This window comes from Pseudolabrys sp. FHR47, assembly GCF_005153485.1.
Taxonomy (GTDB): domain Bacteria; phylum Pseudomonadota; class Alphaproteobacteria; order Rhizobiales; family Xanthobacteraceae; genus Pseudolabrys.
This window is the reverse complement of sequence record NZ_CP039740.1, coordinates 4,209,155-4,231,280: the sequence shown is the minus strand read 5'-3', so window position 1 is coordinate 4,231,280 and position 22,126 is coordinate 4,209,155. Positions and strand designations below refer to the sequence as shown.

Here is a 22,126-nt window from a genome sequence, read left to right as displayed (position 1 = left end):
CGCCGGATCAGTCATTTTTTCGGCCACGGAAGGCCGGTAACCGCTTCTCCATGAAGGCGCGCACGCCCTCGGCGTAATCCGGCGACATGACCGCTTCGCGCTGCAGGTCGCGCTCGAGGTCGAGCTGCTCGTCGAGGGTGTTGGTTGCCGAGGCATCGAGCGCGCGCTTGATCAGCGCTAGGCCTTGCGTCGGCGCGGTCGCGAACTGTTCGCACAATGCGGTCGCTTCCGGCATCAGTTGGTCGTCGTCGACGCAGCGCCAGATCATGCCCCATTCGGCGGCACGCTCGGCCGGCACCGGCTGCGCGGTCAGCATCAGTGCTCGCGCCCGCGCCTCACCGACGAGGCGCGGCAGAATATAGGTGCCGCCGGAATCCGGAATGAGCCCGATGCGGGCGAAGGATTGCGTGAAGGTCGCGGAGCGCGCGGCGATGACGATATCGCAGGCCAGCGCCACATTGGCGCCAGCGCCGGCAGCGATGCCGTTGACCGCGGCAACCACCGGAAAGGGCAGCGCACGCAGCCGCCGCACCAGGGGATTGTAGTATTTCTCCAATGACTCGCGCGGCACCGGCTTTTCGCCGGGTTTGAGCAGGCGGTCGTTGAGGTCCTGCCCTGAGCAGAAGGCGCGGCCGGCGCCGGTCAGTAACAAAGCGCGGCAATCCTCGTCCGCTTCCGCTTCGTCGATGGCGGCGCGTAGCACTTCGTGCATCGCGTCGTTAACGGCATTGAGACGGTCGGGGCGATTGAGCGTAAGGACTCGGTAGCCGGTTTGACGCTGAACGAGGATGGACGGTTCTGACATGATTATTTCTTAAGGATGGCTACTTCTTGAGGAAAGAGTCGAGGGCGGCGGTTTCGCGGTTATCGCCCGTAACGTCGGCGGCGATTTCTTCATAGAACCTGGCGGCGGCGGCGAACATCGCGCTTTCAGGGCGATCGGTGCCGACGAAGCCGGTGATCTCATCGAGTTCGGGACCCCAGCGATAGGCCTTGCCATACATCGGCGGCACCATGCGCTCGAAAAAGCGCAGCAGTTCCGGCTGGCTCTCGGCCAGCTCCGCCTTCAGGGCTTGCGCCGAACCGCCGCGCGTCGCGGCCAGCATCATCGCCGCGCCGAGCGCCGTGAGCCCCTTGGTGATGCCGGCATAGGACATTTTTAGCGCCGACGCCGCGGTCAACGGGCCGTCGAGCACGCGCACGATCAGTCCGAAATCGTTGAGCGCGGCGAAGTCTCCGGCGCGCGGTCCCGAAGCGTAGAATTTCGTGTTCGTCGTGCCGGGCTTTGGCGGCGGGCCGATGATGCCGGCATCGACGAAGCCGCAGCCGGTGGCCGCGATGATATCGGCCACGGCCTGCGCCGTGGGCGGCGATACTGCATTGCAGTCGACATAGACCGTTCGGCGGCTGCTTGCGGCCAGCGCCGGCGCCAGGCGCCGGGCCAGGGCGACCGCCTCGGCGGGCGGGATGATGGACAGCAGGAAGTCGGCTTCCGCCAGCGCATGGGTACCGGCGTCCTGCATGCCGGAAGCCGCTGCGCGGCGCCGGCTCGCCTCGCTGCGGCCTTCGAGCGACGTGATCACCGGCACGCCCTTGGCGGTCAGACAACTGGCGACGCCGGCACCCATGGCGCCTGGCGCGATGATGGCGATGGTCGGGGACATGTTGGGCCAACTGAGAAATATAGTTCTTTGCGGGTCATCATATCGCATTGCCGCGAGCGGTTCACCGTAGACGGTCGCGCGGCTTTCCCGGTAGATTATCCATTGAATGCATAAGGGGCCTGAATGGTCCAAAGGGGAGGAATTAAAATGCGTAAGACGCTTCTTGCGGCCGGTGCCGCGATCATTCTGGCGGCCAGCCCGGCCGCGGCGCAGAACAAGACGATCAAGATCGGCTTTGTCTCGACCTTCAGCGGCCCGACCGCTGTGATCGGCAACGACATGCGCAATTCCTTCGAGCTGGCGCTCGATCACATGGGCCGCAAGATGGGCGGCATTCCGGTCGAGGTCATCTACGAAGACGATCAGCAGAAGCCGGATGTCGGCAAGCAGAAGACCGAGAAGCTGATCGAGAGCGACAAGGTCGATTTCATCACTGGCTATATCTGGTCGAACGTGCTGCTCGCTTCGGTGAAGCCCGCCTTCGATTCCAAGACTTTCCTGATCAGCGCCAATGCCGGCCCACACCAGCTCGCCGGCGAAGGATGCTCGCCTTACTTCTTCTCGACCTCATGGCAGAACGATCAGACGCCGCAGGCGATGGGCCTCTACATGAACCAGAAGGGCGTGAAGTCGGTGTTCCTCATCGGCCCTAACTACGCGGCCGGTAAGGACATGCTCGCCGGCGTGTCCTCGACCTTCAAGGGCAAGGTGGTCGGCCAGGAGCTGACGACATGGCCGTCGCAGCTCGACTTCTCGGCTGAGCTCGCCAAGGCCAAGGCCTCGGGCGCCGAAGCGATCTTCGTCTTCTACCCGGGCGCGGCTGGCGTGCAGTTCCTCAACCAGTACGTGGCGGCGGGCCTCAAGGGCACCATCCCGCTCTACACGGCCTTTACCATCGATGAATTGTCGCTGCCGCTGCAGAAGGAAGCGGCGCTCGGCGTGCCCGGCGCGCAGGAGTGGGTCAACGATCTGCCGAACGAGCAGAACAAGAAGTTCGTCGCTGACTACCTCAAGAAGTATCCCGGCAAGCGTCCGACCTTCTACGGTGCGCAGTCCTATGACGCGGCCCAGTTGATCAACTCGGCGGTCGTCGCCACCAAGGGCAACCTGTCGGACAAGGCGGCCGTGCAGAAGGCCATGGAAAAGGCCGACTTCAAGTCGGTGCGCGGCGGCTTTAAGTTCGGCAACAACCACTTCCCGATCCAGAATTTCTATCTGCAGGACGTGGTCAAGGGCGCCGACGGTCAGCTCGCGCTCAAGACGGTGGCGACCATCGTCAAGGACGACCAGGATCGCTTCGCCAGCAAGTGCGCGATGAAGAAGTAATCTGGCGTATTGGTCACAATGACGGCGGAAGCCATATCGCTTCCGCCGTTTTGTTTTATACTCTCTCTGTCATTCCGGGGCGCGAGTGACAGCGAGCGAACCCGGAATCCATATCCCCGGCGCTGCGGCGTATGGATTCCGGGCTCGCGGCCTGAAGGCCGCGCCCCGGAATGACACCAGAACTTGCGCGACGCTTGCATAGACGAATCCCATGACCCTTTTCATCGAGCAATGTCTCAACGGCCTGCAGCTTGGCTTGCTGCTCTTCATGCTCGCCGCGGGCCTGACGCTCGTCTTCGGCATCATGGATCTGGTCAATCTGGCCCACGGCTCGCTCTACATGATGGGCGCCTATTTCGCGGCCACGTTTTCGGCGCTGACCGGCAGCTTCCTGCTCGGCGCGGCTCTGGCGCTCATCGCCACACTCGTGGTCGGCATGGCGGTGGAGGTGATCGCCATGCGCAGGCTGTACGGCCGGGATCATCTCGATCATGTGCTCGGCACTTTCGGCCTCATTTTATTCTTCAATGAGCTGGTGCGCCTCATCTGGGGGCCGGCCGGCCTCGCGCTGCCGCTGCCCGGCTGGCTGCAGCAGCCGATCGAGGTGCTCCCCGGTGTCCAATATTCCGCCTACCGCTTCTCCATTATCGTGGTGTCGCTGATCGTCGCCGCGGGGCTTTATGTGCTGGTGATGCGCACCCGGATTGGCATGCTGATCCGGGCTGGCGCCTCGAACCGCGAAATGGTCGGCGCGCTCGGCGTCAACATCCAGCTTCTTTACACGCTCGTCTTCGGCCTCGGCGCCGCGCTCGCCGGTCTCGCCGGGTTGATGCAGGCGCCGATCCTCACCGTGCAGATCGGCATGGGTGAGAACATCCTGATTCTCGCTTTTGTCATCACCGTGATCGGTGGCATCGGCTCGATTCGCGGCGCGCTGGTGGCGGCCTTGTTCGTCGGCTTCATCGATACGCTCGGCCGCGCCTTCTTCCCCGATCTGCTGCGGGAGGTGCTGCCGGCAGCCGCCGCCGCGACGGCGGCGCCGGCGCTGTCATCGATGCTGATCTACCTCCTGATGGCACTCGTGCTGATCGTGAAGCCTGAAGGCCTGTTCTCGGCGGGGCAGCGCTGATGCCACCGCTTACGATCCGCAATATTGTCGTCGCGCTGGTCATAGCCGCGCTTATTCTGCTGCCGGTCTATTCGCATCTCGCCGGCGACCGCTTCATGCTGACTTTGTTCACGCGCATCGTCATCCTGGCGCTGGCGGCGGTGAGTCTCAATTTCATCCTCGGCTTCGGCGGCATGATGAGCTTCGGCCACGCCGTCTATCTCGGGCTTGGCGGCTACGCGGTCGGCATGCTGTCTTATGAGGGCATCAATTCCGGCTTCATCCAGTGGCCGGTAGCGCTCGGCGTGTCGGCGCTGTTCGCCCTGGTGATCGGCGCGCTGTCGCTGCGCACACGCGGCGTCTACTTCATCATGATTACGCTCGCCTTCGCGCAGATGGCCTATTACATCGTGTCCGGTATCGCGCGCTATGGCGGAGACGACGGCCTGACCATCGACGAGCGCAGTCGCTTCTTTGCGCCACTGAACCTGTCGGACAAGACGCAGTTCTACTACGTCTGCCTGTTCTTCCTGCTGGCCGCGGTCTATCTGACCTTCCGCATCGTCAATTCGCGCTTCGGCATGGCGCTGCAGGGCATCCGGTCCAACGAACTGCGCATGCGGGCTATCGGTTTCCCGACCTATCGCTACCGGCTTGTCGCATTCGTCATTGCCGGCACGATGTGCGGCCTGTCCGGCGCCCTGCTCGCCAATCAGGCCGATTTCGTCTCGCCGTCGGTGATGTACTGGACCCGTTCGGGCGACCTCATCATCATGGTCGTGCTTGGCGGCATGGGTACGGTCGTGGGCCCGGTCATGGGCACCATCGCCTTCCTGGTGCTTGAGGAAATCCTGCCCGGCATCATCAAATTCATCGGCCTGCCGTTCGTCGGCGCTGCCACGGCCGGCCGCGCTTCCGAATACTGGATGATTGTCATGGGGCCGCTGCTGCTGCTGGTGGTCTTGTTCGCGCGCGGCGGCATTGACGGCTTGCTGATGAAGCTCGATGAACGTTTCGGCTCGCGGAGGGCACAATGACCGCGCCGCTGCTCCACATCTCGCATCTGGCCAAGCGCTTCGGCGGCATCGTCGCCACCGATGACGTGTCCATCGCCATTCCGCAGGGCGAGTTGCACGCGCTGATCGGCCCCAATGGCGCTGGCAAAACGACATTGATCGCGCAACTTTCGGGTTCGCTCTTCGCCGACTCCGGGCGCATCACCTTCGACGGCCAGGACATTACCCGCCTGCCGATGCAGCGGCGCAGCCATTTTGGGCTGGCGCGCTCGTTCCAGATCACCTCGCTGTTTCTGGATTTGAGTGTGATCGACAATGTCGCGCTCGCGGTGCAAGCCCATGCCGGGCATTCGTTCTCGTTCTGGCGTGGCGCCCGTGCCGAAGCCGCATTGCGCGAGCCGGCGCGCGAGGCACTGGCCCGAGTCGGTCTCGCCGGCAGCGAAGGCAGGCTGACCGCCGAGCTCAGCCATGGCGAACACCGTCTGCTCGAACTCGCGATGGCGCTCGCCGTGAAGCCGCGCATGTTGCTGCTCGACGAGCCGATGGCCGGCCTTTGTTCCGAGGACTCCCTACGCATGGTCGACATGCTGCGTGAGCTGAAGCGCGACTATACCGTTCTTCTGGTGGAGCACGACATGGACGCAGTGTTTGCGTTGGCCGATCGGGTCACCGTGCTGGTTTACGGCCGTGTGATTGCCACCGGTGCGCCGGATGAGATCAGGGCCAACGCGCAGGTGCGCGAGGCCTATCTCGGAGATGCGGAGGCGGCGCATGGCTAGGCAGGATTTCGCCACGGCTATCCTCAGCCTTCAAGGCGTCGAGACTTCTTACGGCCAAAGCCAGGTGCTGTTCGGCGTGCTGCTTGGCATTCAGCCTGGTGAGGTGGTGACGCTCATGGGCCGCAACGGCATGGGCAAGACCACCACCGTACGCTCGATCATGGGGCTCACGCCGGCGCACGCGGGCTCGATCAAGTTCCTGGGCGACGAAATCCGCGGCCTGCCGGCTTATCGCATCGCCCAGCGTGGCATCGGCCTGGTGCCGGAGGGCCGGCAGATCTTCCCCAATCTCACGGTGCGCGAGAACCTCGTCGCCACGGCGGTGTCGCGTCATGGCGGCGAATGGACGCTGGAGCGCGTCTATGACCTGTTTCCGCGGCTGGCGGAGCGCGCCACCAGCATGGGCAATCAATTGTCCGGCGGCGAACAGCAGATGCTGGCGGTCGGGCGCGCGCTGATGACCAATCCACGCCTGCTTATTCTCGATGAGGCGACTGAAGGCCTCGCGCCGCTCATACGTGAGGAAATCTGGAACTGCCTGGCACGGCTCAAGCAGTCCGGCCTCTCGGTGCTGGTGATCGACAAGAATGTCGGCGCGCTGATCAAGGTCGCCGACCGCCATTTCATGATCGAGCGTGGCCGCATTGTGTGGTCCGGCTCGTCGGCGGAACTGGCCGCGAATACCGACGTGCAGCATCGGTATTTGGGGGTGTGACTTCTTCCTTCCCCTCTCCCCTTGAGGGAGAGGGTGCCCGAGCGAAGCGAGGGCGGGTGAGGGGGTTTGTATCTATCGAGATTCTGACCCCTCACCCGGCTCGCCCTTCGGGCTCGCCACCCTCTCCCTCAAGGGGAGAGGGTAAGCAAGCGTCACTCCGCCGGCTGGATGCTGGGTGACGGCGGTGAGCGCCGCTTCACGAAGCTCGGCAAGCCGCCGCCGAAGCGGTGGTGCAACTTGTCGAGCCAGAGATAGATCACCGGCGTCGTGTACAAAGTCAAAATCTGCGACACTAGCAAACCGCCGATGATGGTGATGCCGAGCGGGCGGCGCAGTTCCGAACCGGGGCCGGTGGCCAGGATCAGCGGCAGTGCCCCCAGTATCGCGGCGAGCGTCGTCATCAAAATCGGCCGGAAGCGCGCCAGGCACGCTTCGTGGATGGCCTGAATCGGCGGCAGGCCGCGCACGCGTTCTGCCTCCAGCGCGAAGTCCACCATCATGATGCCGTTCTTCTTGACGATGCCGATCAGCAGAATGATGCCGATGAAGGCGATCACCGTCAGCTCGGCACCGAACAGATGCAAGGCGAGCAGGGCGCCGAGGCCCGCGGACGGCAACGTCGAGATGATGGTGAGTGGGTGGATAAGGCTCTCATACAGAATTCCGAGCACGATATAGACCGCGATCAGTGCGGCGATCAGCAGCAGGCCCTGCGCGCCGGCGCTCTGCTGATAGGCTTTGATGTCGCCGGCGAAGTCGGTACGGATCTGGTCCGGCATGTGCAACTCGGCGACGGCCTGCGACAGCGCGGCGGTCGCCTGCTCGATCGGGACGCCGTCGCTGATGTTGTAGGTGATGGTCGTCGAGGGAAACTGGCCCTGATGATTGATGACGAGCGGCGTCAGCCCGCGCGTGACATGGGCCACGGCCGATAGCGGCACCATCGCGCTGCCGTTGCCCGGTACGTAGACATTCGAGAGGTCGTTGGGATCGCGTGCGAATTTCGGTGCCACTTCGAGAATGACGCGATACTGATTGCGCTGGGTGTAGATGGTCGAGATCTGCCGCTGCGAGAACGAGTTGTTGAGTGCGTTGTCGATATCCTGAATGCTGACCCCGAGACGCGAGGCTACCTCGCGGTCGATTTTGATGTCGGCCTGAAGGCCGCCCTGCTCGCGGTCGGTGTTGACGTCTCTCAGTTCAGGCAATTGCTTGGCACGCTCGACCACGCGCGGCACCCAGGTCTGCAGTGCGTCGATGTCGGCGCTCCACAATGTGAACTGGTAGGATGAGTCGCTTTGCCGCGCGCCCATGCGCAACTCCTGCGTCGGCACCAGAAAGACGCGGACGCCGGGAATCTGACTGAGCTTCGTGCGTAGCCGCGCCAGCACGGCCTGGGTCGGCACATTGCCGCGCTCATTGAGTGGCTTGAGGCTGACGAAAAGGCGGCCGCGATTGACAGAGCCGCCAAAGCCGGATGAGCCGACCGAGGAGCCCAGGCCCGCCACCGCGGGGTCGGCGAGCACAATGTCCATCGCCTGAAGCTGAAGTTTCTCCATCGCCTCGTAGGAAATATCGGGAGAGGCCTGGGTGCCGCCGAACAGGAGACCGCTGTCGTCTTGCGGGAAATAGCCTTTCGGCGCCTTGATAAACAGGCCGACTGTCAGCGCGACCGTGGCGACAAACGCGATGAGCCCCAGCGCGCGGTGCTGGAGGACGAAAGACAGAGTGCGATCGTAGAAGCGGAGCATGCGCGACAGCAGGGCCTCAATGCGGCGATCGAGCCACGTTGCATTCGGGCTCGGCGGCTCGCGCACGAAATAGGCGCAGATCATCGGCGTCACCGACAACGACACCACGGTCGAGACCGCGATGGCGAAAGCGAGTGTCACCGAGAATTCGCGGAACAGCCGGCCGACAATGCCGCCCATGAACAGCAGCGGGATGAATGCGGCGACGAGTGACACCGAAATCGATATCACGGTGAAGCCGATCTGCCGGGCGCCGAGCAGGGCGGCGCGCAGCGGCCGGTAGCCTTTCTCCATGAAACGGAACATGTTCTCGATCATGACGATGGCGTCGTCGACGACGAAGCCGATCGACACCACCAGCGCCATCAGCGACAGGTTGTCGATGGAGAAGCCGGCCGCCCACATCGCGGCACAGGTGCCGGCGAGCGACAACGGCACGGTGACGCCGGCGGCCAAGGTCGCCGCCGTGCGGCGCAGGAACAGGAAGACGACGAGCATCACAAGTATCGCCGAAGCCGCCAAAGTGAGCTGCATCTCGGCGATGCTGCCGCGAATGGTGCCGGTGCGGTCGTTGAGCACCTTGATCTCGAGCGCCGCCGGAATCCACTGCTTGAGCTCTGGCAGCAGCTCGTAGATCCGGTCGACCGTGTCGATCACATTGGCATCGGCCTGCTTGGTGATGATCAGCAGAACCGACGGGTCGCGGTTGTACCAGCCGGCGGAGCGGGTGTTGCGCACGCTCGGGCGGATGGTCGCGATGTCGGTCAGGCGGATGACATTGCCGTTGACGGTGCGGACCACGATCGGATCGTATTCGGCGGGCTCGCGAAGCTGGTCGTTGATGCCGATGGTGACGGCACGCTTGTCGCCCTCGAAGGTGCCGAGCGGTCCCTGCGCGTTGGAATTCGCGATAGCCGTGCGTACCTGTTCGAGCGTCGTCCCGGTGGCGGCGAGCCGGTCGGGATCGACCCGGACGCGGAGCGCCGGTTGCTCGGAGCCGGCGACGGTGACGTCGGCCACACCTTCGACCTGGCTCAGGCGCTGCACGATGATCGAGTCGGCGGCGTCGTAAATGGCGCTGCCGGGCATCGTCTTCGACGTCAGCGCCAGAATCAGCACCGGCGCGGCGGCCGGGTTCATCTTGCGAAATGTAGGAACCGAGGGCAGGTCGCTCGGCAAATCGGTCATGGCGGCATTGATCGCGGCCTGCACGTCGCGCGCGGCGCCGTCGGCGTCGCGTGACAGGTCAAATTGGACGTTGATGCGGGTCGACCCCTGCGAGCTTTGCGAGGTTAGTTCGGTGACGCCGGCGATCTCGCCCAGTCGTCGTTCCAGCGGCGCGGCGATGGTGGCGGCCATGATCGTCGGATCGGCGCCGGGCCGCGACGCCGAGATACTCACCGTCGGGAACTCGACGCTCGGCAGGCTGGCAACCGGCAGGAAGCCATAGGCGATGGCGCCGGTCAGAAAGAGGCCGATGGCGAGCAGGGTCGTGCCGATCGGCCGGCGGATGAAGGGCCAGGAGAAGTTCACAGCATCTTCTCCATCGCGCTACTCCGCCGGCTGTGCCGCGCGGCGCGGGCGTGACGGTGACGCCCATGCACGCAGGCGCTCCATGTACAGATAGATCACAGGCGTGGTGTACAACGTGAGCAATTGGCTCAGCAGCAGGCCGCCGACAATGGTGATGCCGAGCGGATTGCGCAGCTCAGAGCCGGTGCCGCTCTCCAGCGCCAGCGGCAGCGCGCCGAACAGAGCCGCGAGCGTCGTCATCATAATGGGCCGGAAGCGCAGCAAGGCCGCCTGGACGATCGATTCCCGCGGACTCATGCCCTGCTCGCGCTCGGCGTCGAGCGCAAAGTCGATCATCAGAATGGCATTCTTCTTGACGATGCCCATCAGCAGCACGATGCCGATCAGGGCGATGATGGAAAGATCGTAGCCGGTCAGCATCAGCGCCAGCAGCGCGCCGACGCCGGCCGACGGCAAGGTCGAAAGAATCGTCAGCGGATGGATGAAGCTCTCGTACAGCACGCCGAGCACGATATAGATGGCGATCACGGCGGCGAGGATAAGATAGGGTTCACCCTCCAGGGATTTGGCGAATTCGGCGGCGTCGCCGGAATAGCTGCCGGTCACCGACGACGGCATACCGAGTTCGCGCTCGGCGCTGGTGATCAACTTCACCGCGTCGGACAGCGCGTAGCCGGGTGCCAGATCGAAGCTGATCGTTACCGATGGGAACTGCTCCTGATGCGCGATAGCGAGGGGCGCGGCGGTGTATTCGAAGCGCGCAAAGGCCGCGAGCGGCACTTGATTGGAACTGGTGACACTGTTTGGCGTCGCCGATGTATTGGTGTTGGTCGTGCCGGTTGCAGTGTTGCCGGCGGTCGCGGCGGTGCCGGTCGAGGTGGTCGCCCCAGTGACATAAATCTTCGACAGCGCGGTCGGATCCTGCTGGTAGCGCGGTTGCGCCTCCAGGATGACGCGGTACTGATTGGCCTGGCCGTAGATGGTCGAGATCTGCCGCTGGCCGAAGGCGTCGTACAGGGTGTCGGTGACGCTCTGCATCGACACGCCGAGGCGGCCGGCCTTGTCGCGATCGACATTGACCATGATGCGCGGCCCGCCCTCCTGCGCCTCGGAGGCGACCTCGCGCATCGCCGGATCGCTGCGCAGCCGCCGCGTTAGCCGGTCGCCCCAGGCCACCACCTCCGCGGCGTCGCTGCCGGTCAGGGTGTACTGATACTGGGCGCGGCTCGACCGCGTCGAAATCTGGATGTCCTGCGTCGCCTGGAAATAGACCGTCATGCCGGGAATGCCGGCGACCTTCTCCTTCAGCCGATCGACAATCGCGCTCACCAGATTGTCGCGCTCGCTGCGCGGCTTCAGCGTGATGGCGATGCGGCCGGCATTGGGCGTGGCATTGAGCGGCGATACGCCGATCACCGAGACGACGCTGGCAACGTCGGGATCGGCGCGCATGACATTCTCGATCTCGGCCTGTCGACGCTGCATCTCGGCGAAGGACACGTCGGTGCCGGCCTCGGTCACGGCGGTGATCTGTCCGGTGTCCTGGATCGGCAGGAAGCCTTTGGGCATCACGACATAAAGCGCGACCGTGACGGCGAGCGTCGCGAAGGTCGCGAGCAGAGTGGCGCGCTGGCGCCGCAGCACCCACTCGAGGCTGATGCGATAGGTCTCGATGGTGCGGTCGGTCCATTCCTCGAAGCGCTGCGACAGCCGGCGGCCGAGGCCAGCCTTCCGCTCGCCGTCTTCCTCGCGGCGCAGCAGCTTGGCGCACATCATCGGCGTCAGCGTCAGTGACACGATGGCGGACGCGACCACCGCGATGGTCAGCGTCAGCGCGAACTCCCGGAACATGAGGCCGACGAGGCCGGTCATGAACAGCAGCGGGATGAACACCGCGATCAGCGACAAGGTCAGCGAAATGATGGTGAAGCCGATTTCCTTGGCGCCCTTCAGCGCCGCCGCCAGCGGGTGCTCCCCGTTCTCGATGTGGCGGACGATGTTCTCGATCATAACGATGGCGTCGTCGACCACGAAGCCTGTGCCGATGGTCAGCGCCATCAGCGACAGGTTGTCGAGCGAGAAGCCCGCGAAATACATGACACCGAAGGTGGCGATCAGCGACAAAGGCAGCGCGACACCGGCAATCACGGTGGCGCGAATGGTGCGCAGGAAGATCAGCACAACCAGCACGACCAGTGCGACCGACAGCACCAGCGTGAACTGGACATCGTAGATCGAGGCGCGGATGGTGTCGGTGCGGTCGGTGACGACGGTGAGCTTGGCGCCGGCCGGCAAGGTGCGCTGCAGCCGCGGCAGTTCGGCGCGCAAACGCTTGACCGTGTCGATCACGTTGGCGCCGGGCTGGCGCTGTACGTCGATGACGATAGCCGGCTTGCCTTGATATGTGGCGCCGACCTGGTTGTTCTCCAGCCCGTCGACGACATCGGCGATGTCCGACAGCAGCACCGGTGCGTTGTTGCGGTAGGCGACCGTGATGTTCCGGTACGCGCTGGCGTTGGCAAGTTGGTCGTTGGCAGCGATGGTGTAGGACTGCTGCGCGCCGTCGAGCGCGCCCTTGGCGCCCGACACATTGGCGCTGACGATGGCACTGCGCAGGTCCTCAAGCGCAATGCCATAAGCGGCCAGCCGCGACAGATCGGCCTGGATGCGCACCGCCGGCTTGATGCCGCCCTGCACGGAGACGCGACCGACACCCGACACCTCCGACAGGCGCGGCGCCATGATGGTGTTGGCCATGTCGGAGAGTTCGCGCAGTGCGATGTTGTCGGAGGTTATCGCCAAAGTGATGATTGGCGTGTCGGCCGGGTTCACCTTCGAATAGACCGGCGGATAGGGCAGGTTCTTCGGCAGCGTCGAGCCCGCGGCGTTGATTGCCGATTGAACGTCTTGCGCGGCCGAGTCGATGTCGCGGTTGAGATCGAATTGCAAGGTGACCTGACTGATGCCGAACGACGATGACGACGTCATCGTCTGCAGCGCCTGGATCTGGCCGAAGGAGCGTTCGAGCGGGGCCGTCACCAGCGAGGCCACCGTGTCCGGATTGGCGCCCGGCAGTTGCGTCGTCACCTGCACTGTCGGGAAATCGACCTGCGGCAGCGCCGACACCGGCAGCCACCAGTAACCGAGGGCGCCGCCCAGCATCACCGCGACGCCAAGCAGCGAAGTGGCAATGGGCCGATGGATGAAGGGCGAGGAGACGCTCATGGGGTCACGTTCAGCGGTTTCGCATTGCGCGCGCCGCGGTCTCGGCCTGCCCCCTCTCCCCATAGGCGAGCGAACGCTCGCCGTCCGGCGAGCTTTGGGGGAGAGGGTTGGGGAGAGGGGTAACTTAAGCCGATAAATTTTGACCCCTCTCCCGACGCACTTCGTGCGTCGACCTCTCCCCCAAGGGGAGAGGTGAAGCGAGTACGTGGCGGATGGGGTGACAAATCACTGACCTCGGTTCTGTCGCTGTCCGCTCGCCCCCGGTGCCCCATTCTGTCGTTGTCCCCGCGGTGCCGCAGCCGCCGTCGCCGGCGTGCCATCGCCGCTGCTGACGGTCACCTTCGCGCCCTCGGTGAGGCGCGCGAAGCCGGTCGTGACCACCTGCTCGGGCGGCGTCAGTCCGCTCTTCACCACCGTGCGCACCTCGTCCTGTCGCTGCACCACGACGGGCCGCATCGATGCGACGCCGTCCTTGATGACATAGACGAAGGTGCCGTTCGGTCCGCGTTGCACAGCGCCGGTCGGAATGGTCACGACATGTTGCAATGTGTTGATGAGCAGCCGGATATTGGCGAACTGGCCGGGCCAGAGCTGCAGATTGGCGTTCGGAAATTCGGCTTTGAGTTTCACCGTGCCGGTCGTTGAATCGACCTGGTTGTCGACGACTGTGAGCTTGCCGCGGTCGAGCACGGCGTCGGTGTCGGAGCGTTGCGCATCGACCGCCAGCGGCCGTTGGGCAAAGGCGCTGTTGACCTCACCGAGATATTGCTGCGGCAGGTTGAACTGCACCGAGATCGGCTGAAGCTGGGTGATGACGACGATGCCCGAGGAATCCGACGTACGCACGATGTTGCCTTCGTCGACCTGGCGCAGGCCGGTGCGGCCGTCGATCGGCGCTCGGATCGTCGCGTAACCGAGCGTGGCCTGCGCGCTTTCGATCGCCGCCTGGTCGGATTGCACCTGCGCGGTGTATTGCGCCACCAGCGCGCGCTGGGTGTCGGACTGCTGCTTGTTGATGGCGTTGGTTGCGGCGAGCTGCTCGTAGCGCGCCAGATCGTTTTTGGCGTTGGTGAGCAAAGCTTCGTCCATGGCCTTCTTGGCGATGGCCTGGTCGAGCGTGGCCTGGAACGTCGTCGGGTCTATCTGCGCCAGCACGTCGCCCTTTTTAACGTCCTGGCCTTCCTTGAAATTCACGCTCAGAAGCTTGCCGTCGACCTGCGAACGCACGGTGACGGTATTGAGCGCCTTCGTGGTGCCGACGGCGTCGAGATAGACCGGCACATCGGCAAACTGCGCGTTGGCCGCCAGCACCGGCACCGGGCCGTCGCCGGCGAAGAAGCGGCCGCGTCGCTGCTGTTGCTCAGCCTTCTGCCCAAACACATAGTAAAGCGCGCCGCCGATCGCGACGAACACGATGAGGTAGATCAGCCAGCGATTGCGCTTCCTCTGCGTCGGACCGGTCGCCGGCGCGACCGTTGTATTGGGTTTGGGGAGTTCACCGTGCATCTGGCGCTTCTGCGATTTGCGGTTTCGGCGCCCACCCCCCACCGAGCGCCTGATAAAGACTGACGATAGCCTGCACGGAAGCGAGTCGCTTCTGCACCAGCGTATCCTGCGCCGAGAACAGCGTTTGCTGCGTCTGCAGGACGGTGACCATATCGACCGTGCCTTCACGCAAACGCCGTTCGGAAATGTCGAAAGCGCGCTGCGAACTCGATACGACCTCGGCCTGCACGCGCTCGGCCTGCGCCGTCTGGCGGACGGCATCGAGTGCGGTCTCGACATCGGAGAATCCCGAGATCACCGCCTTGCGGTAGCTTTGCAACAATTCGTCCTGGGCACCTTTTTTCAGGTCGAGAGTGCCCTGCAGCGTACCGCCGTCGAAGATCGGTTGGGTTAAGCCGGCGCCGAGCGAATAGAGGGTCGATTCCGGCTTCAACAGCGTTTTGAAGACCGCGCTCTGAACGCCGCCTTCGGCGGTCAGCGATATGCTGGGCAGCATATTGGCGCGTGCGACTTCGACATTGGCATTGGCTGCGGCGAGATTGGCTTCGGCATAACGGATGTCGGGGCGCTGCGCCAAAAGTTCGGACGGCAGGCCCGGCGTGACGCGCGGCATGGCGATGGCGCGCAATGAGCCGCCGCGGATGCGTACGCTTTCCGGCGAACGTGCCATCAACAAGGCCAGCGTGTTCTTGTTCTCCGTCACCGTCTGCAATAGCGGCGGTATGGTGGCACGCTGCGTGTAGACAGTACTTTCTTGCTGCGCGAGTTCGAGATCGGAGGCGGTGCCGGCAGTGACACGCTGCTTGATCAAATCGAGCACCCGATTGGCGCTGGCGAGGTTATTGCGTGCGGCGGCGAGCCGGTCCTGCGCTGCGAGCACCTGGAAATAGGCGTTGGCCGCGCTGGCGACAGTGGACAATGCCACCACTTCGCGGTCGTAGCGGGCCGCCACCGCGCTCTGTTCGGCGGAGCGCAGGGAAGCCCGATTCTTGCCCCAGAAATCGAGTTCGTAGCTCGCCGTCAGCGACGCCGACAGCGAGTTGGTGTCGCGCGCCGTCGGCGTAACGCTGCGCGAGGAGCGCGAGCGCGAGGCATCACTGCTGAGGCTGACACTGGGCAACAGCGGCGCGCCGGAAATGCGCGATTGCGCGTCGGCCTGGACGATGCGGGCAATGGCGGCGGCGATGTCGAGATTGGCCTCGAGCGATTGCTCGACGATCTCGGTCAGTTCGCGCGAGCGGAAGCCGCGCCACCAGTCGAGCTTGGGCAAGGCGGCTTCGGCGATCTTTGGATTGGCCGAAGAACCGCTATAGCGCGCCGGGATGTCGAGTCCGGGCTCCGGCTTGTCGCTGAGCAGACAACCGCCCAAGGTCACCGCGATTGAGGCTGCAAGCAGTATTCTGCCAAACGGCCGTGCCGTCTCCAGACCGAAGCGCGCGCTCACACGATTAAAACAACGCATACATAGATACTTTCAAACGATCGTCAGGGGTTGTGGCTCTGCGGGCGGCGCGTCAGCGATTTTTCTCAGTCGAGCCGCGCTGCGATGGCCGCGCATCGGCCAGTGCCACGCGTCCGGCTTGCGACATCTGCATGGCGGCATTGGCGAAAGCGGCTTGCACGGCGACGTCGAAGGCTTGCCGCGCCGCGCGCGTGTCGCTCATCGCCGCGCGCATGGCATTGGCATCGAACGGTTCTTTACCGAAACTCTCGCGGATCGCTTCCTGTCCGGCACGATATTGCTTCTGCGTCCTTTCGATGGCATCGCGATTGGCATTCATCTGCGCGATCAGGATGGCACCGTCTTCTTTCGGCAGCCGTTCGGCGAGGCGTTCGGTGCGCACGAAGATGTCGCGATCCCACATGCGCCCTGGTGGCGGAGGGCGCACCGCCATCGCGATGGCGATGCCGATGAAGAACAGGTTGAGCGCCAGCGAGCCGAGCAGAAGCCAGCGCGTCGCTGGTCGGGACGTCGCGGGAGTGTAGTGAGTCGCCGTCATGGCCGTGCCCCGGTGAGCGGTTCGGGATCGAACACGAAGAAGCCGGCATCGGCGCTGGCGACTGTCGTCTGGTCGAGCCGGTCGAACGGCAGGTCGAGTCCGGCGATGCCGACATAGAAGCCGAGCACGGCGCTGCAGGCGAGCGCAGCCATGCGCGGCCAAGCCGGCGCGAATTGCCAATCGAGCAGAACGGCGGTCAGCCGCCACAGCGACAACTTCTGCCGCGGCAGCGGAGGCTGCAGACGCTTGAGCACGCGGGCCACCGCAGCGTCATCGATCGGGCGCGGCGCGGTGACGCGCTTGAGCACGTCATCAAGCGTAGCGCGCTTGCGCGCGTCCTGGAGATAATCGTGGTTCCGATCGTCGGTCATGGCATTCGATCCCCGTTCATCACGCTTTCTGGCGCATCACCCTTCGTCGGTGGTGTCGCCGAGCGCGCGTCGCAAGCCCTGCTTGCCGCGCACCAACAAAGTCTCGACCGCCGAAACGGTCGTTCCCATCACTTCCGCGACCTCCGCATTGCTCATGCCCTCACCATAAGTGAGCACGATTGCGGTGCGCTGGCGATCCGGCAATTGGGCAATGGCTTGGTCCACCAGCCGGTCGCGTTCATTCCGCTCGGCCTCGTCGCCGGCATTGGGCGTCGGGTCGGCGATTTCGCCGGCCGCCTCGAGGTCGACCCAAGGGGCCTTCCTTTTGCGGTCGAGGCAAAGATTGACCACGATCCGCGTGAGCCAGGTGCGGAAGGCCGCCAGAGGCTCCCAGCGCGGCGCGTGGGTCCAGACCCGGAGCATCGCCTCCTGGACCACATCTTCGGCGTCGGCCGCGTTACCGAGGATGCGCCGGGCGAGCCCCAGCATCGCAGGGACGTGGCGGCGGGACAGCAGCCGATAGGCCGCCTCGTCGCCCCGGGCGACCCGCGCCATAAGCGCCAAATCGTCGGCGTCGTCGCTATCGTCCATCGGGAGCCGGCAAGTGCCATCGCGAGAACCACATCGGCGTGGGGTTGGGTCTATTCGTTAAACGCATAAATCGACCAAAACCTGTGCCGACACGAGTCCGGATTTGTAACAAAGCTTTTCCGAGGCGTGCTCTAAGCCATTGAACGGGCGGCGCTTTGAGAAAAGCTTACGGCGCAAGGGCGTTATTTACCATGCCTTTATGCGGCCGGAAGGCTGCAGCCGCCGATTTGGTAAGGCCGGTTAGGCCGGCCGGCTTACATCGGACAGGGCAAAGCCCGCCACCCTCTTATAGCCATCGGACAGCGATCGCAGCTCGTCCTGGGTGATGTAATCGTCCAGGTTCTCGAACGGCCGGTCGCCGACCAGCTCCTCCACCTTGATGTTGATGAAGTCCGGCGGCTGGGCCCGGTTGGTGCGGACCACATTGGCGGCCGGTTCGGCGCGGGCTGCCTCGTAGGCCTTGAGCGCCTCGCGCGGGTCAGCAGTCTTGGCAAGGCAGTCGGCCAAAGTCCGGGCGTCGATCGCCGCCTGGGCACCGCCATTGGAGCCGCGCGGATACATCGGATGGGCGGCGTCGCCCGCGAGCGTTACGCGGCCGAATGTCCAGTTCTGGATGGGGTCCTTGTCGACCATGGGATATTCGAGGATCTGGTCGGCGTCGCGGATCATCTGTGCGACGTCGAGCCAGTCGAATCTCCAGCTCTCGTAGATAGGGAAGAAGTCGTCGAGATTGCCCGGCCGGTTCCAGTCGTTTTGGCTGGCGCTGTCCTCGCGTTTGATTTCGGCCATCCAGTTGATGAGCTGATTGCCGTTGCCATCGATATCGTCGATGATCGGATAGATGACCATCTTGCCGGTATTGATCGAGCCGACGCGCATGTAGGTGCGGCCGTCGAGGATGGGCTTGTGCCGTGTTACGCCGCGCCAGGTATTGATACCGGTGAAGACGACCTTGTCGTCCGGGTAGAACTGCTTGCGGATCGCCGAATTGATGCCGTCGCAGGCGACCACGATATCGGCGCGGACTGGTTCGCGGCCCTTGAAGTGGACAGTGACGCCATTGTCGTCCTGGTCGACGCCGACGCATTCGTGGCCGGTGACGACCGCCTCGGGTCCCAGCGCGCGGACGACCGCGCCATGCAGGATCAGGTGCAGGGTGCCGCGGTGGATGCCGACCTCGGGGTACTGGTAGCCGGCGAACTTGCCTCGGTCCTCGCGGTAGATGAGCTGGCCGAACCGGTTGTAGAAGCGGCTTTCGCGGTTCTCGATGCCCGCCTTCAGGAGTTCGTCGCCGATGCCGAGCGCGGAGAATTCGCGCATGGCATGGGGCAGCAGGGTAATGCCGACGCCAAGCGGCTTGATCTCCGCCACGCGCTCATAGACCCGGGACTGGATACCCTGTTTGTGGAGATGGAGTGCAAGCGACAGTCCGCAAATGCCCCCGCCGACGATGGCTACGTTCATCCCTGGTTCCCTTGCTCTTTCGCCGTCCAGGACGCCCGACTCCGCGCCCGCCGTCGCTGCCACGGCGGCAATGGACGAAATGCGGCCGGGCCTGTCAATTGGCCGCTCCGCATGACAGGATGCCATCAAGTGACGGATTTCTCGCTGGAATCACGAAAGCGCGAACCGTCAAATCCGGTCTTGAATGTGCCTTGATCGCGGGGCAAAGCAGTGGCGGTATCGGCGGCCCGAAGCGGCCGCCTCCGTTTGACCAGACCTTTCAAGCGACTTTCCGAAGGTGATCGATGAAGCGTCCTCTCGGCTCATTGCTGCTGTCCTTGCCGGTGGCCCTGATTTTGGCCGCCCCGGCGGCGCAGGCCCAGTCGTCCGGTTCCCAGAGCGGCCGGTTTCCAAGCTTGCTCGGCCTGTTCGGCGGCGACCAGGAGCGCGATGACGACAATCGCTACGTTCAGGTGCAGCAGTCTCAGGTGGCCCAGGGACGCATCGAGTCGGAAAGCTTGCCCCCGCCCGGACTGGCGCAGCCGCAAGGCGTCGCGCCGTCGCCCATCGGGCCGGCGACCGGCTCCCAGCCGAATTACGCTACTCCCAATCCCGGACAGGTCGGCTACGGTCAGCCGAATTCCGGCCAGCCGATGGCTCTGCCCCAAGGACCGATCGGCCACCAGTTCGGCAACGAGCCGCAACCAGCCCAGTCAGCGGTAGCGCCGGCCATTGACCGTCCGCCGTCCGCTGTCGGCGGAGCGTCGGCGGCGGCACCGTCTGCGGTCGCGCCGAACTCTGTCATGGCGTTGCCGGCAGAAGATCAGCCGGAGCAGGGCCAGCCAAAGGAATTGCCGGCCCATTTGAAGAAGCAACTCGTCGACTTCCAGACCAAGGAACCGCCCGGCACCATCATTGTCGATACCCCCAACACCTACCTCTACTTGGTGCTTGGTGGCGGCAAGGCGCTGCGTTACGGCGTGCGCGTCGGCCGCGAAGGCTTCACGTGGTCGGGCACCGAACGCGTCAGCCGCATGAAGGAATGGCCGGATTGGCATCCGCCGGCGGAAATGATCGAGCGCCAGCCTTATCTCCCGCGCTTTATGGCGGGTGGCAACGGCAATCCGCTGGGAGCGCGCGCGCTGTACCTCGGCAACACGCTGTATCGCATCCACGGCACCAACCAGCCATCGACGATCGGCCAGACTGTGTCGTCCGGCTGCGTCGGCATGCTCAATGAAGACATCGAGGATCTGTACAGCCGCGTTCAGGTTGGCACACGCGTGGTCGTCTGGCCGGGCAAACCGCCAGCCACCATCGCGAATGCGGGGACGCCGGTGCCGGTTTCCACCGGAGCCGCCGCGGCGCCCGCCCCCAACGCCGGACCGGCACCGATCAATCCGCCGGTGATGTCGCGCCCGCCGGTGCGTTAAAGCAGCGGATAGAGAAAATAAGAAAGGCCGGGCAAAAGCCCGGCCTTTTCCGTTTCAGTCTGGTGAAACGTCAGGCCGCGACGCGGCGCAGGAAGGCGGCGACTTCGTCACGCAATTCGCTGGCCGCCGTCTCGACCGCTTGCGCGGCGGTCAGCACGCTTTCGGCGGCCGCCGAGGTCCTGGTCGCAGCGCCGACCACGTCGTCGAGTGTGGTTCCCACCGATCTTGCGCCGCTCGCGGCACCGGAGACGTTCTGCGAAATTTCCGACGTTGCCGCGCTCTGCTCTTCGATTGCCGCCGCTACGATGGTCGCGCAACTGTCGATTTCCTGCATGCGGCCCGCGATGCGGCCGATCGCGCCGACGGCGCCGGCGGTCGCCTTCTGCACCGATCCGATCAATGTCGAGATGTCTTCGGTTGCCTGGGCGGTTTGCACCGCCAGCGATTTGACCTCAGAGGCCACCACCGCAAACCCCTTGCCGGCCTCGCCGGCGCGCGCCGCTTCGATCGTCGCGTTGAGCGCCAACAAATTGGTTTGCTCGGCAATGGCGCGGATCAGTTTGACCACATCGCCGATCTTCTGCGCGGCCTCGGCAAGCCGGCCGATCTGCGAGGAAGCGCCACGGGTCTCGTCGACTGCGCCGCGTACGATATCGGTCGTTACGGTGAGCTGCCGCGCGATCTCGACGATCGAGGACGCCAGTTCATCGGATGCGATCGCTGCCGTCTGGACATTGGCCGACGCCTCCTCGGACGCCGACACCGCGGTGTTGGCGCCGGTCGACGTGCGGCCTGAGTTGGCGAACAAGGTGGTCGCGGTGGCGCGCATGGTGCGCGCACCGTCGCTCGCGGCGCGCAACTGCTCGTCGATGCGCGAGCGGAACGCGGCGATCGCGGAGTCGATAGCGGCGCGGCGGCTCGCCTGCGCCTGCAGGTTCTCGCGTTCGAGCGCGGCCTCGCGCCGCTCCGTGATGTCTTCGTGGCTACCGACCCAGCCACCGCCGGGAAGTCCCTGATTGCTGATTTGCAGCAGCCGCCCGTTCGGCGCTTTCACTTCGACGTTCGTCGTCTTGAGCTGCCGCATGTCGTCAATCAGCTTCCGGCGGAATTCGGACGGATCGTGCATGAACGATCCATTGGCGGCGCGGTAAGCGAGAATGTCGCTCAGCGTGGTACCGGGACGTGTCAACTTGTCCGGCAGGCGATAAAGATCGGCGTAGCGCTTGTTGCAATAGACGAGGCGCTCGCGGCCGTCGAAGACGCAGAGGCCGAGCGACATGCCGCGCAGCGCGACCGCCATCGTCCGATTCTGTGCGCGGATATGAGCGGACAGGCCGAACAGCAGGGCGGCCATGAGCGTCGTCGCCCCGGCCGCAGCGAGAGTGAGAGCCGATCCGGCCGCGAAAAAATTGTTGAGCGCGAGAAAGCCGCCAACGAGCGCCGCGGCGCCGGACCCGCCAACAAAAGCGAGTCGCTTGACTGTCGATGCAGTAGCGGCAGCGGCCATTCGGGTGTTCCCGGCGATAATCGGCGCGACGATAGGGCAGAGCGGTTTTTTTGTTGTTAATTTGGGCAGTTAGTTGGTTAACCAATCGCTAACGCCGGGCTTTGCGTCTGTCCGAGGTTCCGCCCAACAGACTCGCGAGACACCCATTCTTCACCACC

The 22,126-nt window shown here is 64.4% G+C and carries 17 protein-coding genes; 6 read left to right on the top strand and 11 right to left on the bottom strand.

Annotated elements, in window-relative coordinates; translation table 11 throughout:
* Positions 1-7: 7 nt before the first annotated feature.
* Together paaG and E8Q40_RS20530 are read right to left on the bottom strand one after the other, a co-directional pair.
* The gene (paaG, locus tag E8Q40_RS20535) at positions 8-805 is read right to left on the bottom strand and encodes a 2-(1,2-epoxy-1,2-dihydrophenyl)acetyl-CoA isomerase PaaG (protein WP_137046272.1); all 798 of its coding nucleotides are present in this window, start codon (positions 803-805) and stop codon (positions 8-10) included.
* 19 nt (positions 806-824) lie between these two features.
* Positions 825-1,664 carry an NAD(P)-dependent oxidoreductase gene (locus tag E8Q40_RS20530; protein WP_137046271.1) on the bottom strand — a complete coding sequence of 280 codons (840 nt, stop codon included), beginning with the start codon at positions 1,662-1,664 and terminating at the stop codon, positions 825-827.
* A gap of 147 nt (positions 1,665-1,811) precedes the next feature.
* Here E8Q40_RS20530 and E8Q40_RS20525 point away from each other — a divergent pair, with 147 nt between their 5' ends.
* From E8Q40_RS20525 to E8Q40_RS20505, 5 genes are all read left to right on the top strand, one after another.
* Complete coding sequence (locus tag E8Q40_RS20525; protein WP_137046270.1) at positions 1,812-2,990, top strand: ABC transporter substrate-binding protein; 1,179 nt, start codon at positions 1,812-1,814, stop codon at positions 2,988-2,990.
* A gap of 211 nt (positions 2,991-3,201) precedes the next feature.
* Entirely contained in the window at positions 3,202-4,119 is a 918-nt protein-coding gene (locus tag E8Q40_RS20520; protein WP_137046269.1) for a branched-chain amino acid ABC transporter permease, read from the top strand.
* Complete coding sequence (locus E8Q40_RS20515; RefSeq protein WP_137046268.1) at positions 4,119-5,135, top strand: branched-chain amino acid ABC transporter permease; 1,017 nt, start codon at positions 4,119-4,121, stop codon at positions 5,133-5,135. The genes E8Q40_RS20520 and E8Q40_RS20515 overlap by 1 nt, the downstream gene beginning before the upstream one ends.
* Positions 5,132-5,893 (top strand): ABC transporter ATP-binding protein, encoded by a 762-nt coding sequence (locus E8Q40_RS20510; protein ID WP_137046267.1) that lies wholly within the window; start codon positions 5,132-5,134, stop codon positions 5,891-5,893. The genes E8Q40_RS20515 and E8Q40_RS20510 overlap by 4 nt, the downstream gene beginning before the upstream one ends.
* The gene (locus tag E8Q40_RS20505) at positions 5,886-6,608 is read left to right on the top strand and encodes an ABC transporter ATP-binding protein (protein WP_137046266.1); all 723 of its coding nucleotides are present in this window, start codon (positions 5,886-5,888) and stop codon (positions 6,606-6,608) included. Before E8Q40_RS20510 ends, E8Q40_RS20505 begins: the two co-directional genes overlap by 8 nt.
* A 152-nt stretch (positions 6,609-6,760) precedes the next feature.
* On the opposite strand, the gene E8Q40_RS20500 is transcribed toward E8Q40_RS20505, so the two are convergent.
* From E8Q40_RS20500 to E8Q40_RS20465, 8 genes are all read right to left on the bottom strand, one after another.
* Complete coding sequence (locus E8Q40_RS20500) at positions 6,761-9,892, bottom strand: efflux RND transporter permease subunit (protein WP_137046265.1); 3,132 nt, start codon at positions 9,890-9,892, stop codon at positions 6,761-6,763.
* Between the two features lie 18 nt (positions 9,893-9,910).
* On the bottom strand, positions 9,911-13,117 hold the full coding sequence (locus tag E8Q40_RS20495) for an efflux RND transporter permease subunit (RefSeq protein ID WP_137046264.1): 3,207 nt from the start codon (positions 13,115-13,117) through the stop codon (positions 9,911-9,913).
* A gap of 225 nt (positions 13,118-13,342) precedes the next feature.
* Positions 13,343-14,623: an efflux RND transporter periplasmic adaptor subunit gene (locus tag E8Q40_RS20490; protein ID WP_137046263.1), complete on the bottom strand. Its 1,281-nt coding sequence runs from the start codon at positions 14,621-14,623 to the stop codon at positions 13,343-13,345.
* Complete coding sequence (locus tag E8Q40_RS20485; RefSeq protein ID WP_246662941.1) at positions 14,613-16,067, bottom strand: efflux transporter outer membrane subunit; 1,455 nt, start codon at positions 16,065-16,067, stop codon at positions 14,613-14,615. Before E8Q40_RS20485 ends, E8Q40_RS20490 begins: the two co-directional genes overlap by 11 nt.
* A 70-nt stretch (positions 16,068-16,137) precedes the next feature.
* A complete protein-coding gene (locus tag E8Q40_RS20480; RefSeq protein WP_137046261.1) occupies positions 16,138-16,623 on the bottom strand; it encodes a periplasmic heavy metal sensor in 486 nt (161 codons plus the stop codon).
* Entirely contained in the window at positions 16,620-16,994 is a 375-nt protein-coding gene (locus E8Q40_RS20475; RefSeq protein ID WP_137046260.1) for a hypothetical protein, read from the bottom strand. Before E8Q40_RS20475 ends, E8Q40_RS20480 begins: the two co-directional genes overlap by 4 nt.
* 36 nt (positions 16,995-17,030) lie before the next feature.
* Positions 17,031-17,585 carry an RNA polymerase sigma factor gene (locus E8Q40_RS20470; protein WP_137046259.1) on the bottom strand — a complete coding sequence of 185 codons (555 nt, stop codon included), beginning with the start codon at positions 17,583-17,585 and terminating at the stop codon, positions 17,031-17,033.
* Between the two features lie 240 nt (positions 17,586-17,825).
* Positions 17,826-19,049, bottom strand: a complete 1,224-nt coding sequence (locus E8Q40_RS20465; protein ID WP_137046258.1) for a flavin-dependent oxidoreductase — start codon at positions 19,047-19,049, stop codon at positions 17,826-17,828.
* A 284-nt stretch (positions 19,050-19,333) separates the two neighbouring features.
* Between E8Q40_RS20465 and E8Q40_RS20460 the strand changes: the two genes are divergently transcribed.
* A complete protein-coding gene (locus E8Q40_RS20460) occupies positions 19,334-20,461 on the top strand; it encodes a L,D-transpeptidase (RefSeq protein WP_137046257.1) in 1,128 nt (375 codons plus the stop codon).
* 70 nt (positions 20,462-20,531) lie between these two features.
* On the opposite strand, the gene E8Q40_RS20455 is transcribed toward E8Q40_RS20460, so the two are convergent.
* On the bottom strand, positions 20,532-21,968 hold the full coding sequence (locus E8Q40_RS20455) for a PAS-domain containing protein (protein ID WP_137046256.1): 1,437 nt from the start codon (positions 21,966-21,968) through the stop codon (positions 20,532-20,534).
* Positions 21,969-22,126 lie beyond the last annotated feature (158 nt).